Annotated in this window: 16 protein-coding genes and 1 tRNA gene; 15 read left to right on the top strand and 2 right to left on the bottom strand. The window is 35.7% G+C overall.

Features of this window, described 5'->3' with window-relative positions:
* Nucleotides 1-151: 151 nt before the first annotated feature.
* The 15 genes from EM308_RS11060 (at nt 152) to EM308_RS10990 (ending at nt 15987) form a co-directional block, all read left to right on the top strand.
* Complete coding sequence (locus EM308_RS11060) at nt 152-1705, top strand: glycoside hydrolase family 10 protein (RefSeq protein WP_035640744.1); 1554 nt, start codon at nt 152-154, stop codon at nt 1703-1705.
* A gap of 138 nt (nt 1706-1843) precedes the next feature.
* Nucleotides 1844-3382 carry an MFS transporter gene (locus EM308_RS11055; protein WP_035640746.1) on the top strand — a complete coding sequence of 513 codons (1539 nt, stop codon included), beginning with the start codon at nt 1844-1846 and terminating at the stop codon, nt 3380-3382.
* A 13-nt stretch (nt 3383-3395) separates the two neighbouring features.
* Nucleotides 3396-4994, top strand: a complete 1599-nt coding sequence (locus tag EM308_RS11050; protein WP_035640749.1) for a glycoside hydrolase family 3 protein — start codon at nt 3396-3398, stop codon at nt 4992-4994.
* Nucleotides 4995-5119: 125 nt separating this feature from the next.
* Nucleotides 5120-5758, top strand: a complete 639-nt coding sequence (locus tag EM308_RS11045; protein ID WP_035640751.1) for a peroxiredoxin — start codon at nt 5120-5122, stop codon at nt 5756-5758.
* A gap of 164 nt (nt 5759-5922) precedes the next feature.
* Entirely contained in the window at nt 5923-6231 is a 309-nt protein-coding gene (locus tag EM308_RS11040; RefSeq protein ID WP_035640753.1) for a thioredoxin family protein, read from the top strand.
* A gap of 82 nt (nt 6232-6313) precedes the next feature.
* On the top strand, nt 6314-6571 hold the full coding sequence (locus EM308_RS11035; protein ID WP_035640755.1) for a DUF6952 family protein: 258 nt from the start codon (nt 6314-6316) through the stop codon (nt 6569-6571).
* A gap of 64 nt (nt 6572-6635) precedes the next feature.
* A complete protein-coding gene (locus EM308_RS11030; protein ID WP_157503407.1) occupies nt 6636-6959 on the top strand; it encodes a hypothetical protein in 324 nt (107 codons plus the stop codon).
* Nucleotides 6960-7062: 103 nt separating this feature from the next.
* Nucleotides 7063-7560, top strand: a complete 498-nt coding sequence (gene tpx, locus EM308_RS11025) for a thiol peroxidase (protein WP_035640759.1) — start codon at nt 7063-7065, stop codon at nt 7558-7560.
* 199 nt (nt 7561-7759) lie between these two features.
* Nucleotides 7760-8134 (top strand): diacylglycerol kinase family protein, encoded by a 375-nt coding sequence (locus EM308_RS11020; RefSeq protein WP_035640762.1) that lies wholly within the window; start codon nt 7760-7762, stop codon nt 8132-8134.
* Between the two features lie 18 nt (nt 8135-8152).
* Nucleotides 8153-10597 (top strand): DNA translocase FtsK, encoded by a 2445-nt coding sequence (locus tag EM308_RS11015; RefSeq protein ID WP_035640764.1) that lies wholly within the window; start codon nt 8153-8155, stop codon nt 10595-10597.
* A gap of 328 nt (nt 10598-10925) precedes the next feature.
* Nucleotides 10926-11570 (top strand): LolA family protein, encoded by a 645-nt coding sequence (locus EM308_RS11010; RefSeq protein ID WP_035640785.1) that lies wholly within the window; start codon nt 10926-10928, stop codon nt 11568-11570.
* A gap of 8 nt (nt 11571-11578) precedes the next feature.
* Nucleotides 11579-13030, top strand: a complete 1452-nt coding sequence (locus tag EM308_RS11005) for an LptF/LptG family permease (RefSeq protein WP_035640767.1) — start codon at nt 11579-11581, stop codon at nt 13028-13030.
* A 1-nt stretch (nt 13031) separates the two neighbouring features.
* The gene (gene ribB / locus EM308_RS11000) at nt 13032-14165 is read left to right on the top strand and encodes a 3,4-dihydroxy-2-butanone-4-phosphate synthase (protein WP_035640769.1); all 1134 of its coding nucleotides are present in this window, start codon (nt 13032-13034) and stop codon (nt 14163-14165) included.
* A gap of 155 nt (nt 14166-14320) precedes the next feature.
* A tRNA-Ser gene (locus EM308_RS10995) sits at nt 14321-14405 on the top strand.
* Between the two features lie 349 nt (nt 14406-14754).
* Nucleotides 14755-15987, top strand: a complete 1233-nt coding sequence (locus EM308_RS10990) for a site-specific integrase (protein ID WP_035640771.1) — start codon at nt 14755-14757, stop codon at nt 15985-15987.
* Between the two features lie 344 nt (nt 15988-16331).
* On the opposite strand, the gene EM308_RS10980 is transcribed toward EM308_RS10990, so the two are convergent.
* On the bottom strand, nt 16332-16631 hold the full coding sequence (locus tag EM308_RS10980; RefSeq protein ID WP_035640777.1) for an IS3 family transposase: 300 nt from the start codon (nt 16629-16631) through the stop codon (nt 16332-16334).
* A gap of 343 nt (nt 16632-16974) precedes the next feature.
* Nucleotides 16975-19335: a glycoside hydrolase family 95 protein gene (locus EM308_RS10975; RefSeq protein WP_197056154.1), complete on the bottom strand. Its 2361-nt coding sequence runs from the start codon at nt 19333-19335 to the stop codon at nt 16975-16977.
* Nucleotides 19336-19647: the final 312 nt, after the last annotated feature.

Below are 19647 nucleotides of genomic sequence, written 5' to 3'. Positions count from 1 at the left end.
TTTTTTAAAAATAAAGAACCAAAAAAATATCAAAATTTAAGGCTGGCAATCCAATCCATTTATCGCTTTTTTCAATCAAATTTTATTACTAATTAATTGAATAAACTTCACTAAAAAAACTACTTTTGAATCCTGCATAAAAACATCAAAAATGAATTTAAAAAAGTCGCTACTATTCTCTATCATATATCTTTTATTTTCAACGATTATTGGGTATTCCCAAAAGAGAGAAATGAATCCAAAAAACGAATTTCGTGCTGTTTGGATTGCTACAGTTGTCAATATCGACTGGCCAAAAATCAATACTGACCCAGTTGAAAAGCAAAAAGCCGATTATCTGGAGATTCTGGATACTTATCAAAAACTCAATTACAATGCTGTCATTGTTCAAATACGCTCCGTGGGTGATGCTTTGTATCCAAGTATGTTGGCACCGTGGTCACGTTATCTGACTGGAAAAGAAGGCAAAGCACCAAATCCTAATTTTGATTATCTCGAGTGGATGATTACCGAAGCTCATGATCGTGGCTTTGAATTTCACGCCTGGCTCAACCCCTATCGTGCCACTTTTGACTTAAAAACCGAAACTTTAAGTCCCAACCACGATTATTTCAAGCATCCCGAATGGATGATTGAATATGGCGGTAAATATTATTACAATCCTGGATTGCCAGAAGTGCAACAACATCTTACATCGGTAGTTGAAGAAGTGGTAATGAAATATGATGTTGATGCGATTCATTTTGATGATTATTTTTATCCTTATAAGATAAATGGAATAGCATTTAATGACACGGATTCTTATCAAAAATACGGAAACGGACTTTCACTTGCTGATTGGAGACGTTCTAATGTGACTACTTTTGTCAAAAACATTTCTTTTACAATAAAAAAAATAAAACCTTGGGTACAATTTGGCATCAGTCCTTTTGGAGTTTGGCGCAACAAATCGGTAGACCCAAAAGGCTCCGACACACAGTCTGGACAAACCAATTATGACGATTTATTTGCCGATCCAATGGACTGGATGAATAACAACTGGATCGATTATATTCTTCCGCAACTCTACTGGAGTATTGACCACAGAACAGCTTCGTATGCCAAACTGATGAAATGGTGGTCTGAAAACACGCCAAGCAATACGGCACTTTATGTAGGAAACGGTATTTACAAAATCAAATCCGACTCTGATAAAAAATGGAACAACAAATTTGAAATTCCGAATCAGATTGACCTTACCCGTTCTTATGCGAATGTACAGGGAAATGGTTTTTATAGTGCCAAATGGTTTGTTGGCAAAAATCAGGATGTTGTAAAACTGCTTCAAGAAAACGAGTATAAATATCCTGCTCTGCCGTTGCCTGTCCCTAATTTCAAAAAAACACTTACAGAAAGTCTGTTGATTAATTCCATCACAAAAGATACAGCCAATTATTACATTTCTTTTCAGAAGCCAAAGCAATTAGCCAAAGTGAGATACATAGTCGTGTATGGTGCCAAAGATGTTTCAAAAATAAACATAAAAGATGCTTCGCAAATTCTGGATAAAATTGCCGTTGTAGAAGAGAATAATGCGTTCGAAATCGAAGTTCCTACTTATAAAATGATAGGCAAAACAGCTTTTGCCTTTACTTTTGTCGATTATTACGCCAACGAAAGCCCCGAAACAGTAATCGATTTACAGGTAGAAACGCAAACAAAATAAAGGTAAGATTGTTTATGGTTTGTTGTTTATCGTTAAAATTGTCAAAGTTTAATAAAAAAACTGAAAACATTAGGCACAAACAACAAACCACAAACCACAAACCACAAACCATAAACCATAAACCATAAACATAAGCAAATGAGAGAAAACAAGCCTTGGTATTGGATTCCGTTTTTGAATTTCGCATCGGGATTTCCGTATGCCATCATCATTTCGGTTTCAGTAATTATGTACAAAGATTTGGGTATTAACAATGATGACATTGGTTTTTACACCAGTTTACTGTATCTGCCTTGGGTTATAAAACCGTTATGGAGCCCTTTCATTGACTTGTATGCCACCAAAAGAAAATGGTTTTTGGCGATGCAGCTTGTGATTTCGATAGTATTCCTAATCGTGGGATTATCCATTAGTACAAATCAATTTTTCATGATGAGTTTGGCGCTATTTTGGGTAGCGACTTTTGCTTCGGCGTCCAATGATGTTGCCAGTGACGGATTTTATATGATTGCTTTAGCCAAAGAAGAGCAATCCTTTTTCCTCGGAATCAGAAGCACTTTCTATAGACTTTCAATGCTTACCGCCAATGGTTTGATGGTAATTTTGGCGGGGTTTTTGGAAGACAAATTTGGGGACAAGACAAAAGCCTGGTCCTACACAATGGTTTTTGTAGCGATAATAATGATTTTGCTTACCGTATATAACTTTTTCATCACCCCAACGGTCGAAGAGAATTCTGAAGCCGAAGTAGCACATAAACATAGTTTTCAAGAGATTTTCACCTCTTTTTTCCAAAAAAAACAAATTGGTATCATTGTAGCTTTCGTTTTGCTTTTCAGATTGGGTGAATCCCAATTATTAAAAATGCTGACTCCTTTTATGATAGACCCTAAAGGATATGAGCTAGTAGAAAAACCAAATGATGTACAACAATTAAACGCATTAAATATATTTAACACAAAAGTTAAAAAAGGAATTTATCTATCCATTCCCGAAAAAAATCTATTGTATTATTATTTACCTATTACGTCTGTAATGCGAAATGAAAATATTCCATTTGACACAAAACCGGTAAATAAAAATGATATTCACAAATTTGATAAAGATGTTAAACCGAAAAGAGCAATACTAATCGATATTTTAATAAAATCCAAAGGCGATCTCAATGCGATAAAAAAAAATGGTATGGGATTAGCAACCGAAGATGTCGGAATTATATATGGAACATTTGGCGTTTTTGCTCTTGTTATTGGAGGAATATTAGGCGGAATCATAATTTCCAGAGGCGGCTTACGTAAATGGATGCTGCCAATGTTCCTGGCGATGCATCTTCCTATCATTGGATTTATCTTATTGGCACACTTTCATCCAACCTCAATTTACTATATTTATGCAACAGTTGTTGCAGAGCAATTTGGATATGGCTTGGGCTTTTCGGCCTTTATGATGTATTTAATTTATGTAGCCGAAGGCGAATCAAAAACAGCTCACTATGCAATCGCAACCGGTTTTATGGCTTTGGGAATGATGCTTCCCGGTATGGCGAGTGGGTTTATACAGGAATATTTAGGATATGGAAATTTCTTTATTTGGGTATTTTTGGCAACATTTCCAGGATTAATTTTATCCCGCTATTTAATTTTCCCGAAAGACTACGGAAAAAAAATAGATTCTTAATTTTTTTTAAATAATGACACTAGAACAAAAAATAGGGCAATTCTTTTTTCCTGCAGTCTTTATCAACGACACAGAAGAAAATATTCAGGAAACGGAAAGTTTAATCAAAGAACACAATATTGGTGGGTTGACTTTTTTTCATAGCCGAGCCAGTGCGGCAACAAACTATGAGTCTAAGAAAAAAGTAGTATTTAATGATGAAAGCTTTCAGCGTTTAAAAGATTTGATAGTTCGTTATCAAAAATGCGCTCCTACTCCTTTATTAATGTGTATTGATGCCGAATGGGGTTTGGCCATGCGAGTTGAGAAAACACCTCAATACCCCTACGCCATCACCCTTGGCGCATTGCCCGAAAGAAAAATCAATCTGGTATATGAAGTTGGGAAACAAATTGCATTAGACTTAAAATCGGCTGGAATTCATTACAATCTGGCTCCATTGGCAGACATTAATAATAATCCAAACAATCCGGTGATTGGGTATCGTTCTTTTGGTTCTAATAAAGAAAAGGTCGCCCAATACGCTTTGGAATACCTTCGCGGAATGTCGGATGCTGGAATTTTGGGCTGTCTGAAACACTTCCCAGGACACGGAAACACAAGCGTGGATTCCCATTTGGGACTTCCCGTTTTACATGAAAATTTGGAGCAATTATTAGAAAACGAATTGGTTCCGTTTATAAAAGGGATCGAAAATCAGGTCGATTCCATCATGATTGGACATTTGGCCGTTCCGTCACTGAATGAAGGGAAAGAAACTTCGGCCACTTTATCCAAAAATATCATTGAAAAACTTTTAAGAGAACGATTGGGTTATGATGGTTTGGTGATTTCGGATGCTTTAAATATGCATAGTGTCTCCAAATTATACGAAACTAAAGGCCAACTGGAATGGGAAGCTTTCAATGCCGGAAACGACGTTCTCTGCTTTGCCGAAAACGTAGCCGAAGGAATCCAGGAAATTCTTAAAAATGCAACACCAGAACGAATAGAAGCCAGTTTAAACCGCATCTTGAAATGCAAACAAAAGGCAGGACTTTTTGATCCAAATCCAAGTTTCGCAGCTGATTTTGACTTTAAAACTACTTCAGAATTAAACAGAAAGATTGCCGACTATTGCATTACCGAAATCAAGGACAAAAATAGTTCAATCCTTCTTTTTGATGCCAAAAACAGGGAGCGACTTGCCAAATTATGCGTTTACAAAACTATCGAAAACCCTTTCTTTACAAACTTGGCAACCGTTTTGCCTTCTCCCGAATATGCTATCGAAAATGCCGATGATTTAAGTGAAACCTCAATAAAAGAGGATCTTCAACCATTTGACACTATTCTCGTTTCTTTATTTGTTCCAAAAGCAAAACCTTTGAACAAATTTGATTTGGAAGATTCGGTTTTGGAATTTCTAGGGCAATTATTTGAAACAAAAAAATGCATTCTTTATGTTTTTGGAAATCCATACGCTTTACAGGTGATTCCAAACATCGAAAAAACATGCGGAATCGTTATGATGTATCAAGATTTTAAAGAATTTCAAGAAAGTGCGGCCCAACAATTATTGGAAGACAAAAAAGGAAAAGGAAGTCTACCAGTTTCATTAACAACAATCTAACCCAAAACCATAAAACAACACTATCGCTTTATAAATAATAATAATAAAAATTTATTTATAAGCTCTTTTTAGATGCTTTATATTTGCACCAATAAAAACAACAAATAATAATAAATCAATTTAATATGTCATTAGTAGGTAAAAAATTCCCAAGTATTGCAGTAGACGCTATCTCAGAAATGGGTGATAATTTAAAAATCAACATCTTCGAAGAAGCTACAAATAACAACAAAAAAGTACTTTTGTTTTGGTACCCAAAAGATTTCACTTTTGTATGTCCAACAGAATTACATGCTTTCCAAGCTGCTTTACCAGAATTTGAACAAAGAAATACAATCGTAATCGGAGCTTCTTGCGACACAAATGAAGTTCACTTTGCTTGGTTGAACACTCCAAAAAACAATGGAGGAATTGAAGGTGTTACTTACCCAATCCTTGCAGACACCAACAGAAACTTGGCAAACATTTTAGGAATTCTTGATGTTGAATCTACAAGCTACAGCGAAGAAACAGATTCAGTTATCATCGAAGGTTCAAACGTACCTTACAGAGCTACTTACTTAATTGATGAGACTGGAAAAATCTTCCACGAAAGCGTAAACGATATGCCATTAGGACGTAACGTAAACGAGTATTTACGTTTGGTTGATGCTTACACTCACATCCAAACCAAAGGTGAAGTTTGTCCTGCAAACTGGGAAGCTGGTAAAGAAGCAATGACTGCCGACAGAAAAAGTACTGCAGAATATTTAAGCTTAAACTAATAAAAAAGTTACTAAGATTCTAAGTTTCTGAGTCGCTAAGACTTTCTGAAACTTAGAATCTCAGAAACTAAAAAAATCTCAAATCTTATTAATAAATTGAAGTTGCTAAGTTTCTAAAAAACTTAGAATCTCAGAATCTTAGTAACTTAGAATCTCAGAAAATTATGTTAATCGAATTAAACGAAGACACGTTAGCCGCTTTAATAGCGCAAAACGAAAAAGTAGTGGTACAATACTCCGCTACATGGTGTGGTAATTGCCGAATCATGAAGCCAAAATTCAAAAAACTGGCTTTGGACAACGACGGAATTTCATTTGTATTGGTTGATGCTGAAAGCTCACCAGAATCAAGAAAACTGGCCAACGTAAGCAACCTGCCTACATTTGCCACTTTCGTAAACGGAAAATTGGTAAACGAAACCCAAACCAACAAACAGGAAGTTTTGATCGAATTGGTTAATGAAATTGCTTAACAGTTTATAGTTTAGAGTTAGTGGTTTATTGTTGAATCCCTAACAACAAACAATAAACTCAAAACAACAAACACGTAAATAAATGAAATTACCCGTAATAAAACACCTGACGCAATTCATTGAAGATAACGACCAGGATTACATCATCGAAACGCTTGAAGTACTGGAAGCCATGACCGAAATTCCTTCCCTGAAAGATGAAGAATTAGATGTCATTGGAGAATTGATATCAAATATGTACGGCGCCCTTGAAGTACACAAAATGACCCAACAGGGAACCGACAAAAAAGAAGCCTTGAATACTTTTATGAAAAGAGTTCTCGGATCAATAGACAAATAACCAACTACTATATATCCCCAAACGCAATCTGTAATAGATTGCGTTTTTTTTTGTTTTAAACCATTTGGGCGAGCCACCATCCCGAAAAAAGGGCAAAATTCTCTTTACGGTTATACGCCCTTTTTCCGGGATGCTGTCAGGCTATCCGCGCTACTTTGGTAGCTTGCTCCTATCCTTCTCGCGGAAAAGAAAAAGCAGAAAACAGAAAGCAGAAAACAGAAAGCAGAAAACAGAAAACAGAAAACAGAAAGCAGAAAACAGAAAACAGAAAACAGAAAGCAGAAAGCAGAAAACAGAAAGCAGAAAGCAGAAAGCAGAAAGCAGAAAGCAGAAAGCAGAAAGCAGAAAGCAGAAAACAGAAAACAGAAAACAGAAAACAGAAAACTGAAAACTGAAAACAGAAAACAGAAAACAGAAAACTGAAAAAAACAAATTCTTTTAGATTCAAATATTAATCCTTACTTTTGAACCTCACAAAAAAACAAACATTTATGGCTACAATAACATTAGGAGGAAACCCAATAAACACTTCAGGTGATTTACCAAAAGTAGGATCAAAACTAGCTGATTTCAAATTGGTTCAAAGCGATTTATCAATAGCAGATTTAAGCACTTTTGCGGGTAAAAAATTAGTTTTAAATATTTTCCCAAGTATCGATACAGGAACTTGCGCAACATCAGTTAGAAAATTCAACGAAACTGCAAGCAAATTAGAGAACACAAGCGTTTTGTGCATTTCAAGAGATTTACCATTTGCTCAAAAACGTTTCTGTGGAGCTGAAGGTTTAGAAAATGTGATTAACCTATCTGATTTTCAAGAAGGAAGTTTCGGAAAAAGCAATGGTTTAAACATCGTTGATGGTCCATTAAGTGGTTTACATTCACGTGTAATCATCGTTGTTGATGAAAACGGAGTTGTAAAACACACTGAACAAGTTGCGGAAATTGCAAACGAACCTAATTACGAAGAGGCTTTAGCAGCACTTTAATAATAATGACTATCGGTTAATAATACCAATCCAAAATGTTGGTGGTTTATTAAAAAATAAAGTTGTTTTTCTTTTAAAACCATTAAAATATTAAGGTTCATTAAGCCCAAAAACTTAATTTTCTTAATCTCTTAATGGTAAAAAAACAACATTCCTTTTTTTGGTCTGATTAGCAGATAGTCATAATTAATAATTTATAATGGAATTTCAAAAAGACAATACATTACTTACCGGCCGATTGAAAAGCGTAAAATACGCTTTTCTGGGCGCCGTAAAATTAATTACCACCGAGCACAGCATTATGGTTCAGTTTTCAATTGGAATCTTAATGACAATTGCCGGTTTTTATTTTCATATCACTTCCACCGAATGGCTTATTCAAACTATGGCCATCGGTTTAGTCATGAGTATTGAGGGGCTAAATACGGCTGTAGAAAAAATTGCCGATTTTATTCACCCAAATTATCATGAAAGAATTGGTTTCATAAAAGATATTGCAGCTGGTGCAGTATTTTTTGCCGCATTAACTGCGATTGCAATTGGTCTAATTATTTATGTCCCAAAATTTTTATAGGTTCAATTAATTTCTAGAATGGCAAAATCAACAAAAAAAGAATCTTCAGATAAAAAAAGCACAACCGAAACTGCAGCACCAAAATCTTGGGGAATCTCCAAACAACATAAAATTGTTTTGGGATTTCTTTTGGTATTGTTCTCTGTAGCTTTATTGGTCGCATTTGTTTCCTTTTTCATTTATGGACAAATTGATCAAAGTGCACTTTCTGAATTAACAAACCGTAAAGAAGAAGTTCAGAACTGGCTGGGTAAATTTGGCGCTTATCTTGCCGATTTATTTGTTTATCGTGGCTTTGGTATCGCATCCTTTTTATTTGTTCGCTTATTTTTCCTGACTGGAATGTACCTGATTTTGAATCTTTCGATTAAAAAACTAAAAAGTGTTTGGTTTTGGGATTTATTCGCCATCATCATTTTATCCGTTTTGTGTGGTTTCTTTGCCACTTCGTTACCTGAATTGGGAGGGACAATAGGTTACGAATTGAATTTATTTGCACAAGACTATGTTGGCAAAACCGGAACGCTTCTATTACTAATTTTTGGGTTGATTATTTATTTGATTTTCAAATTGCAGGTATCACCAGAAAAAGTGCAATCCTTTTTTGAAAAAACAAAAAAAGAAATTAGTGAAGACTTGGCTGTTACACCATTATCAGCACCTGAACCTAATGAAAGTGCCTATAATTTAGAAGAATTTGCCGTTGAAGAAAAAGAGGAGGAATGGGATAATATCCATTTAAAGAATGCTGGAACTCAATTTGAAATCAATAAAGAAGCCTTGAAACCAACTATTTCAACTGCTTCTGAAATCAATTTGGAGCCTACACTAAAACCACTGCCTATACAACCCGAACCAATCGCTGAACCTGAAAAAAACGAAGCTTTTGTGATTGAAAAAGCCATAGAAGAAGACATTATCGAAGACAATTTGGCGTCGAGATTGGTATCAGATTTTGGATTGTTTGATCCAACTTTGGATTTGTCTAATTACAAATTCCCAACCATCGATTTGTTAAAAGAATATTCTACTGGCGGAATTACCATCAACCAAGAAGAACTCGAAGAAAATAAAAATAAAATTGTCGATACCCTTCGCAATTACAAAATAGAAATCGCACAAATTAAAGCGACAGTAGGCCCATCGGTAACTTTGTATGAAATTGTTCCCGAAGCTGGAATCCGCATTTCCAAGATCAAGAGCCTAGAAGATGATATCGCTTTGTCATTATCGGCATTGGGAATTCGTATCATTGCTCCTATTCCTGGAAAAGGAACCATTGGTATCGAGGTACCAAATAAAACTCCAACAATGGTTTCCATGAAAAGTGCCATTGGCTCGGCTAAATTTCAGGAAGCCGAAATGGAACTACCAATTGCACTTGGTAAAACCATTTCGAATGAAACTTTTGTTGTCGATTTGGCCAAAATGCCTCACTTATTGATGGCGGGAGCGACCGGACAAGGAAAATCGGTTGGATTGAATGCGGTTTTAACTTCGCTTTTATACAAAAAACATCCTGCCGAAGTAAAATTCGTTTTGGTTGACCCGAAAAAAGTTGAACTTACGCTTTTCAACAAAATAGAAAGACATTATCTCGCCAAACTGCCGGATACCGAAGATGCCATTATTACTGATAACGCCAAGGTAGTCACCACTTTGAATTCGCTTTGTGTGGAGATGGACAACCGTTATTCCCTGTTGAAAGATGCGATGGTGCGAAACATCAAGGAATACAACGAGAAATTCAAAAACCGCAAACTGAATCCGGAAAACGGACACCGTTTTTTACCTTATATTATATTGGTTGTTGATGAGTTTGCCGATTTGATTATGACCGCCGGAAAAGAAGTTGAAGTACCTATTGCCCGTTTGGCGCAATTGGCTCGTGCCATTGGTATTCACTTAATTATTGCCACGCAAAGACCTTCGGTGAATGTAATTACGGGGTTAATCAAAGCCAACTTTCCTGCGAGAATCGCTTTTAGAGTAACTTCCAAAATTGATTCCAGAACCATTTTGGATACTCAGGGAGCTGACCAATTAATAGGACGAGGTGATTTATTGTATTCGAACGGAAATGATGTTGTACGTGTACAATGTGCCTTTGTGGATACTCCTGAAGTAGAAAAAATTGTTGATTTTATAGGTTCTCAAAAAGCGTATGCCACCGCTTATCTGCTTCCAGAATTTATTGGGGAAGACAGTGGTATTAATCTGGAAATGGACATTTCTGAAAGAGATAGTTTGTTTAGAGAAGCGGCCGAAGTTATTGTAAACGCACAACAGGGATCGGCTTCGTTATTGCAGCGAAAACTGAAACTAGGCTACAACAGAGCGGGTCGATTGATTGACCAACTCGAAGCTGCCGGAATCGTTGGCCCTTTTGAAGGAAGTAAAGCCCGAAGCGTAAACATACAAGACATGACAGGATTGGATCAATTTTTTGAAAATGAAAGTTAGTTAATTAGAAAATCTGACAATTTGATAATTAGATAATTTTGGATTTGAAATTTGAAATTTAGATATTGAATTTTAGCTTTTTATTAAATAATACTTAAGATCTTACTTTTGCACCAAACTAAATTATTGCACGGAACCGCGTGAGGGATAGAAGCTAGCTACCAAAGTAGCGCGGATAGCCCGACCTCGATTAACAAAGGGGCCGAATAAGCGGTTTCAGAATAAGGCCCCTTTGTTAATCGAGGGCACGCCCAAATGTAAAACACCAAACTCAAACACATTTATTAAGCATACAACAACAAAAATGACACTACAAAACAAAATAGGAATGAGAACTATAATAGGAATTTTGGCCGTAATTTTAATTGGATTTTCGGCACAAGCGCAACAAGATGCACAAGCAAAAGCTTTACTAGACAAAGTAACTGCCAAAGTAAAGAGTTATGATAATATTACAATCGATTTTAAATATTCGCTGAATAATGCCAAAGAAAACATCAATCAGGACAGCAAGGGAACTGTGGTGATGAAGGGAAATCAATTTGTGCTTAATTTCATGGGAATCACTAAGATTTTTGACGGTAAAAAAACATACACAATTGTTCCGGAAGATGAAGAAGTTACGGTTTCGACTGTAAATGAGAAGGACGATGCGGCTATAACTCCTTCAAAAATGTTAACTTTTTTTAATACTGGTTATAAATTTTCGATGGATATCATTCAAAATGTTGGTGGCAAAAAAATACAATACGTGAAACTGGTTCCAACTAATGCTAAGGATCAAAGAAAAGAAATTTTGGTAGGTATCGACACGAAAATGAACAATATCTACAATGTGATTGAAATTGCCAAAAAAGGTACTAAAACAACATTGACAGTTAATTCTTTTAAAACAAACCAAACATTGCCAAAAAATCAGTTTACCTTTGTTGCAAGCAAATATCCTAATTATTCCATCAACAAATTAGACTAATTATCTAGGTGAAAATTATAGACCGATATTTATTAAAGACATTTCTGGGTACATTTGCCACGGTATTTGTTATCCTTTTTTTCGTGTTTATTCTTCAGACCGTTTGGCTATTTATTGCCGAATTGGCCGGTAAGGATTTGGACTTTGTGATGGTTATCAAATTCTTGGCTTTTTCGATGCCTCGAATTGTGCCTTTGGTACTTCCACTTTCTATATTGCTGGCTTCGATTATGTCTTTTGGAAACTTGTCTGAGCATTATGAATTTGCAGCCATGAAATCATCAGGGATTTCTTTGCAACGAACCATGAGAAGCTTGACGGTTGCAATTACAATATTGAGTATTATTGCTTTTTTCTTTGCCAATAATGTGATTCCGTATGCCGAATTTAAGTTCATCAATTTCCGAAAAAACATTGCTCAGGCTAAGCCGGCTCTTGCTATTACGGAGGGTCAATTTAGCGATGTAGGCGCATACAATATTAAGGTAAACAAAAAATGGGGGGAAAACGGCAATCATCTTACTGGAGTTACCATTCACCAAAAAGCCACAAACGGAGACGGAAGCAAAACGGTAATTCGAGCTAAAACCGGAGAATTAATCAGCAGTGATAAATCCAGTATTCTGCAATTGGTGTTGAATGACGGTAATTACTATCAGGATATTGTTCCAAAAAAATACGAAGACCGCGGCAAATTGCCTTTTGCCAAAAGCTCCTTCAAGAAATACCGCATTAATATTGATTTGTCTGAATTGAATAAAGTGGACACCAAAGACGAATCGGTTTCCAATACAAGTACGATGCTAAATGTGAATGATTTGAAATACACATTGGATTCGCTTACCAAAAACCGAAATACGGAAATCATATCATTCTCAGAAAACAGTGTCTCCAGACTGGGTACATTTACGAACAATAATGCTCCTGTAGTAACAAAGAAAAAAAGACATATCAAAGATTTACTGTCCATCTACGATAACAAAAAAAAGTTAGAAATCCTTACTTCAGCCAGCAGTACTACTGAAAGCATGCTCTTCTCTATTGATGCGACCAAATCTGAACTGGACTTTAAAAAGAAAAATATAAACAGCCACATCATATCACTCAATGAAAAATTTGTGATTGTTTACGCCTGTTTTCTAATGTTTTTTATTGGGGCACCATTGGGAGCTATCATCCGAAAAGGAGGTCTTGGTTTGCCAATCGTATTTGCAGTAATGATTTTTATTTCATTCCATTTTATCAATACTTTCGGGAAAAGGATTTCTCAGGAAGACGGTTTACCCCCTTTCCTTGGAGCTTGGATGGCGTCAATGATTCTTACACCTCTAGCTATTTTATTGACCTATCGCGCCACCAATGATATTGGTTTAATCAACATGGACGTAATACTAGCTCCGATTCAAAAAGTATTTCAAAAAATAGTACACAAAATATTTCCATCTCTAAATAAAGAATAAGATGTCTACCACAAAAATACAGCTCAACACCATAGAAGAAGCCATAGAAGACATTCGTCAAGGCAAAATAATCATTGTTGTTGATGATGAAGACCGTGAAAATGAAGGTGATTTTTTGGCTGCAGCAGAAAAGGTTACTCCAGAAATGATCAACTTTATGGCTACTCACGGACGCGGTTTGATATGTACACCACTTACAGAAAGCCGTTGTAAGGAACTCGACTTACGCGCGATGGTAACTAACAATACAGACCATATGGAAACTGCTTTTACAGTTTCGGTCGATTTAAAAGGAAATGGAGTTACCACCGGAATATCAGCAGCTGATCGTTCTAAAACGGTACACGCATTGGTTGATGCTAATACAAAACCACACGATTTAGCCCGTCCTGGACATATTTTTCCCCTTATTGCCAAGCAAGGTGGTGTTCTGCGAAGAACGGGGCATACAGAAGCTGCAATTGATTTTGCAAGATTGGCAGGTTTTAAACCCGCTGGTGTTATCTGCGAAATTTTGAATGAAGACGGTACAATGTCGCGACTTCCTGAATTGCTAAAAGTAGCTAGAAAATTTAATTTGAAATTGGTTTCTATCGAAGATCTGGTTGCTTACAGAATGCAACATGACAGTTTGATTGTGAAGAAAGAAGATTTTGATATAGAAACTCGTTTTGGTACTTTTAGGCTTAGAGCTTACGAACAAACTACAAACAAACAGATTCATATTGCTTTGACCAAAGGAACTTGGAATCTTGGAGAACCTATATTAACCCGAATTCACTCTTCACAAGTGAATAATGACTTGTTGGGCACTCTAACCAATAATGCGGATCAACAATTGGATGATATGTTTAAAATCATTAATCAAGATGGAAAAGGTGCAGTGATTTTTATCAATCAGGATATGACGGCCGTTAACCTATTAAACCGAATTTCCGAATTAAAATCACTACAATCAGAGGGTACTATGAAAGCACCCAAAGTTGTTATTGACACCAAAGATTATGGAATTGGGGCTCAAATTCTTCATGATATTGATATTTCTAAAATTCGCCTTGTGTCAAATACACAACAAACCAAACGTGTAGGGATGATAGGATACGGCTTGGAAATAACCGAATATGTAAATTATTAAATATTATTGAAAATTTTTTCTATTCTAAAACAAAGTAAATGAAACAATTAAAAAAAACCTTTAAAAATAAAGGGGATTTTTCTAAAAATACATTTGCATAACCAAAAAAGGTTCTTATATTTGCACTCGCAATCAGGAAATGAGAGCAACATACTGGAGAAATGGCAGAGTGGTCGATTGCGGCAGTCTTGAAAACTGTTGACTGTAACAGGTCCGGGGGTTCGAATCCCTCTTTCTCCGCTGAAAGCGAAACCCCTAGTAAACACTAGGGGTTTCGTCGTTTTTAGCCGGAGCCCAAAACTCCGCAACCCTCCTTTTCAAAAAATACTCTTTCACCAAAAAACCAGCAAATACAGGACTTCACGAAACTCCCCTTGATTTCGGTTTATCATATCTCCCCAAAAAACCAAAAGCTGAGTGTACCTATCAGTGTACCTTTTTTTTGTTAATACCGTAAGGTTTTTACCTTAAAAAAACACTCGTTTTTTGTTCATTTTTAGGGATTCCCAGGGAATTCCCTAAAAAATAACAATTATTCTGTTGATTCTAAATTAATTTTACGTATTAACCTAAAAAAAAAAAATGAGTTATGCTAAAAATTTATTTTTATTTGAAACCAGGAAAAGCTGCAACAGGAAAAGAATCACCGATCTATGCGCGTCTGCGATACAAACAGCAATCATTAGCAATATCAACGGGAAAATACATTTCAAAAGAGCGATGGGATTTTACCCAAAAACTGCGAAATGTACTTAAACTGGAGAAAGAGAAAGTTATTCGTCACAGCTTGGATACGCAACAACTTTGCATCGAGAAAAAATTCATAGAAATGTTTAAAAAAGATGGCGACATTTCATTAGTAAATCTCAGAGACGAACTAAGGGGTAAAAACACGAGCAAACCGAATGAAATTTCAATTAATGAAATTTTGGAAATCCACATCAAACACTTCAGCAAGAAAGTTTCGACAGCCGAAAGATCCAAGGCATCGCTCCAAAAATACGAGCGTTCCAAAGAACTGCTCACATCCTTTATCCAAAAAGAATATCATGAGTCAAATATTCCATGGAACAAAATCACCACCTCTTTCGTATATAAATTAGAATCTTTTTTAAAACACGAAAGCCCTTTTAAGAGCAAAACAGGTATTAAAAATAATTCCGTGGTAAAATACATGAGAATGTATAAAACAGCCTGTAATTACGCTTTAAAAATGGAATTGATAAACAAAAATCCCTTTGGTCTCTACGATGGAAAAATAATCAATAAAAACGTCATGTATCTTTCGCAAAAAGAATTAAGCCTTATTGAATCCAAAAGAATCACGCTGGAGCGGCTGGAAAAAGTCAGGGACATTTTTATTTTTTGCTGCTATACGGGATATGCTCCCATTGACGCATCAGCTCTAACCACCAATAATCTAACTACCGACAATAACAATAAGCTTTGGATTCAAACCACCAGAGCAAAAACGGCAATCAGTTCCAACGTACCAATTCTTTCACCGGTGAGAAAAATAATCGATAAATATAACGGCCAACAAATTGGTTTGATACCGCCTATATCCAATCAAAAAATGAACGAATACCTTAAAGAACTTGCAATCTTATGCAAAATCAACAAGAATCTTACTTGGTATACTGCCAGACATACCTTTGCGACAACGGTTACTTTAGGAAATGGCGTACGAATAGAAAATGTTTCGGCAATGATGGGACACACCAATATTTTACAGACCCAGCATTATGCAAAAGTTTTAGACTCAAATATCATGGAAGATATGGAGAAACTAAATGAGAAAATGGAAAATTCAAAATTGTAAAAGAAAAAAGCGGAAGGATTTTTAAAAATCATTCCTCTTTTTTTATTAAATCCTTTTTGGATATGCAAACAAAAAGTAGAGAGTTAGTTGAGGGAAAACTATCTTATCTTTAACTCTTCTTTTTGTTTGCATATCCAGCTCTAATGTGATTCTAGGACTTCCATACCGTTGCTTGGACTCAAAATAAATCAACTTTATTAGTTCTTTTATGTCGATTTTTAGTTGCATCCTAGCAGTAATTCTTTGTTTTTTCCATCGGTAATAACTTCCACTGCTTACTTGTAGAACTTTGCACATTTTTTCAATCGGAAATAGTTGCTCATTGTTTTTTATGAAGCTATAAATCATCGACCGCTCATGGAAAAAATGCCGATTGCTTTTTTTAATATATCACGCTCTAACTCGGCATCTTTGAGTTTTTTCTCTAACTCATGATTTTTTTCTTGTTCGGGAGTTAGCTTTAAATTTCCTTTTCCAGGAAAACTTCCAGCACCAAACTCCTCGTATTCTCTACGCCATTTATATAACTGTGGTGCTGTTACTCCTAACTCTCTGGCGAGTTCTGATATATTGGTTCTATCATAACTCAATTGGACAGCTTTTTCTTTAAAAGCTTTGTCAAAGATTTTGCGGACTTGTTTCATAGGTTAAAATTAAGATTTTATTCTTAACTCTCTGTGAAGGCTAAGTTAGCATGTCCATAAATCAGACAATTTTGTTTTAAAGGTTTGGAATAGAAATTTTCAGGTTTTGTTGATTTTCGTAATTCTGAAAGAATTAATTCATAACTTTCTTTCAAGTTGCTCTTTTTTGTAATTAACTGGCAATCATTACAATTTAACACATTTTGGTGATTTAAGCAACTTTTTTTATAATGCACTACGGGTTAAATAACTAATTTTTAAAAATTTCAAATCAATATTTATTTTAATAGTTAACCCGTAGAGCGTATTCATTATTTCTAAAAAAAACTTTTTTTTCTTCCCTTTAAAATTTCAAATCTATCTGCTTATTAGGTTTCAGATTGATCTTTTGCATCTTAGAATCATATAATAATTGGGCCACCCCTCCCTTTTTGGAATAAATAGTAGCCTTGATCAGATGTTTATTTTTCCAAACCATACTTACTTCAAAACCCCCACGAGCACAAAGTCCTTTTACCTCTCCATCTTTCCACGCCTCAGGTAATGCCGGTAAAAGGCGAATTATCCCATTATGCGATTGCAATAACATTTCAGCAATACCGGCTGCACCACCAAAATTCCCATCGATCTGAAATGGTGGACATGAATCAAACAAATTATTTTGGGTTGATTTTGATAAAAGTTTCAATATATTTTCATACGCTTTTTCGCTATTTTGAAGTCGTGCATAAAAATTAATTATCCAAGCCGTACTCCATCCCGTATGTCCTCCACCCTTCGCTAAGCGCCCTTCGATGGAATTGCTGGCGGCCTTGAATAAGTCCGGTGTTTCTGGCGTGAATTGTGATAGCGGAAACAAACCCAGCAGGTGTGACATGTGCCTGTGACCAGGCTCCGGTTCTTCAAAATCTCGAATCCATTCTTGTATGCGGCCTTTTGAATTAATTGCTATGGGAGGAAACTGTTTTTGGGCAACTTTCAATTTCTTAATAAAATCGGCGTCAACTTTTAATATTTCAGCTGCTTGAGAACAATAATCAAAAAGAGCATTGGCAATTTCAATATCAATTGTTGCTCCATAAGTAAGTTTCGACTGGGTTTTAGCAATCGGATCATAGAAAGTGTTTTCGGGTGAATTAGAGGGATTGGTAACAAGATATCCTTCGGGTGATTTAACCAGAAAGTCAAGAACAAATTCTGCCGAACCTTTGAGCAAAGGGTAAGCCGTTTTACGTAAAAAAGTGGTATCTCGGGTAAACAGGAAATGCTCGTAAATAGGAAATGTCATCCAAGGACCATTCATCGGGGTGATTCCCCAAACACCGTCAGCAACTCCTGTTCTTCCAAAAACATCAGTTAAATGATGTAAAGTCCATCCTCTAGCACCATACATCTCTTTTGCTGTAACAGCACCTGGTTCGGATATTTTTGTCATAAAACGAGAAAGAACAGCAGTGGTTTCCGATAAATTACAATTCTCGGCTAACCAATAATTCATTTGCAAGTTGATGTTGGTATGAAAATCTGAATTCCAAGAGGCATTCATCTCTTTATTCCAAATTCCCTGAAGATTGGCAGGCAATACTCCCGGTTTTCGGGATGAGCCCATGAGTAGATACCTTCCATATTGAAAGTACAAAGCAATCAGCCCATTGTCAGAACCTCCGCTTTTCACCAAGTTCAATCGCTCATCAGTAGGGAGCTTGCTTAATAAATCTGTTCCAAAATTAAGTTTCACTCTGCTAAACATCGGTTGATATTCATTCAAATGCCTTTTTTCCAGAGCACTGGATGAAAATTTAACCGCTTTGTCCAGAATAATTTCACAGTTAGTCTCCGGGTTGATTGCTCTATCAAAATCTAACTTTTCAATATTGTAATCAGTAGCAGCAGTCAGTATAATTGTAACACTTTTTGCATTACTGATTATTAATTTATCCTTCTCCGCTTTTACGGTTCCATTAATTGTTTTTAACCGCAATTCTTCATTAAACTTCATATGGGCACCACCAGGACCGCTTTTAGCGTCATCAACATCTATAATTTGACCTTTTAATTTTATAGTACCATTTGCAAATGCAGTACATACTGCATCTATATCTCTTTGTAAACCAATCGTTGCGTTAATTTCTCCCTGATTTTCTGCATCCAGTTGAACTACAATTATATTATCTGGCGCTGATACATATACTTTTTGAGAAAATCTATTACCATGAACATCAAAACTTGTTGTGACAACACCTTTATCCAAATCAAGATTACGATTGTAGTCTGTAGGTTCTATGTCCCATTTATAATCAATTAGTAAATTACCAAGAGTTTGGTAGCTTCGAACTCTTGGGGGGGTCCCAACAAAATAAGTACTACCAATGGCTAGAGCTTCTTTGTATTTGCTTTCAAAAATAGTTTGTTGAAAATCTTTTAAATGTTTAAGTGCCTCAGTATTATTATTATTTATTTTGCTGCCCGCCCAAATAGATTCTTCATTTAGCTGAATTATTTCGTTGGTCGTGTTACCAAACACCATTGCACCAAGTCGGCCATTACCCACTGGTAAAGCTTCGTTCCATGTTTTGGCAGGTTGTTTGTACCATAATTTGTTGTAATTGGTTTGCGATTGGACGCTAAAGCAATAAAAAAGCACTATTATTCGGAATAATAAACCTTTCCTTAATCTTTTTGTTTTTTGATAAATACTATTCATATAAAAATTCATTTTTTTATAACTCGATTATATTATCCCTGCCCCCTGAGAGTCCTTGAAAACTCTCTCTGCCAAAGTCATTTTCGAAATCAAATCATTTATATTTTCCTCATAAGAAGGATTTGTTGATTTTTTTGTGCCTGTAAATATCCCATAAGCAATTAACGGCAGAAAATACACAAGCTAATAAATATGCACTCAGCATCAAAAATAATACTGAGCGTTTGTATCGATTGGTTAATGAATTATTAGATTTTAGGAAAGCAGATTCTGGAAACCTACATCCTCATTTCTTCCAAGAGGATATTGTAA

It is taken from the genome of Flavobacterium gilvum (genome assembly GCF_001761465.1).
Classification (GTDB): domain Bacteria; phylum Bacteroidota; class Bacteroidia; order Flavobacteriales; family Flavobacteriaceae; genus Flavobacterium; species Flavobacterium gilvum.
The sequence above is the reverse complement of the archived record's forward strand: the minus strand, read 5'-3'. Positions and strand labels throughout refer to the sequence as shown.

Bases quoted from the DNA above. Each gene is read 5' to 3' on its own strand.
- ribB (WP_035640769.1), top strand. From the start codon at position 13,032: ATGTCTACCACAAAAATACAGCTCAACACCATAGAAGAAGCCATAGAA.
- EM308_RS11055 (WP_035640746.1), top strand. From the start codon at position 1,844: ATGAGAGAAAACAAGCCTTGGTATTGGATTCCGTTTTTGAATTTCGCA.
- EM308_RS11060 (WP_035640744.1), top strand. From the start codon at position 152: ATGAATTTAAAAAAGTCGCTACTATTCTCTATCATATATCTTTTATTT.
- EM308_RS10990 (WP_035640771.1), top strand. From the start codon at position 14,755: ATGCTAAAAATTTATTTTTATTTGAAACCAGGAAAAGCTGCAACAGGA.
- EM308_RS11045 (WP_035640751.1), top strand. From the start codon at position 5,120: ATGTCATTAGTAGGTAAAAAATTCCCAAGTATTGCAGTAGACGCTATC.
- EM308_RS11010 (WP_035640785.1), top strand. From the start codon at position 10,926: ATGAGAACTATAATAGGAATTTTGGCCGTAATTTTAATTGGATTTTCG.
- tpx (WP_035640759.1), top strand. From the start codon at position 7,063: ATGGCTACAATAACATTAGGAGGAAACCCAATAAACACTTCAGGTGAT.
- EM308_RS11050 (WP_035640749.1), top strand. From the start codon at position 3,396: ATGACACTAGAACAAAAAATAGGGCAATTCTTTTTTCCTGCAGTCTTT.
- EM308_RS11040 (WP_035640753.1), top strand. From the start codon at position 5,923: ATGTTAATCGAATTAAACGAAGACACGTTAGCCGCTTTAATAGCGCAA.
- EM308_RS11020 (WP_035640762.1), top strand. From the start codon at position 7,760: ATGGAATTTCAAAAAGACAATACATTACTTACCGGCCGATTGAAAAGC.
- EM308_RS10975 (WP_197056154.1), bottom strand. From the start codon at position 19,335: ATGAATAGTATTTATCAAAAAACAAAAAGATTAAGGAAAGGTTTATTA.
- EM308_RS11035 (WP_035640755.1), top strand. From the start codon at position 6,314: ATGAAATTACCCGTAATAAAACACCTGACGCAATTCATTGAAGATAAC.
- EM308_RS10980 (WP_035640777.1), bottom strand. From the start codon at position 16,631: ATGAAACAAGTCCGCAAAATCTTTGACAAAGCTTTTAAAGAAAAAGCT.
- EM308_RS11015 (WP_035640764.1), top strand. From the start codon at position 8,153: ATGGCAAAATCAACAAAAAAAGAATCTTCAGATAAAAAAAGCACAACC.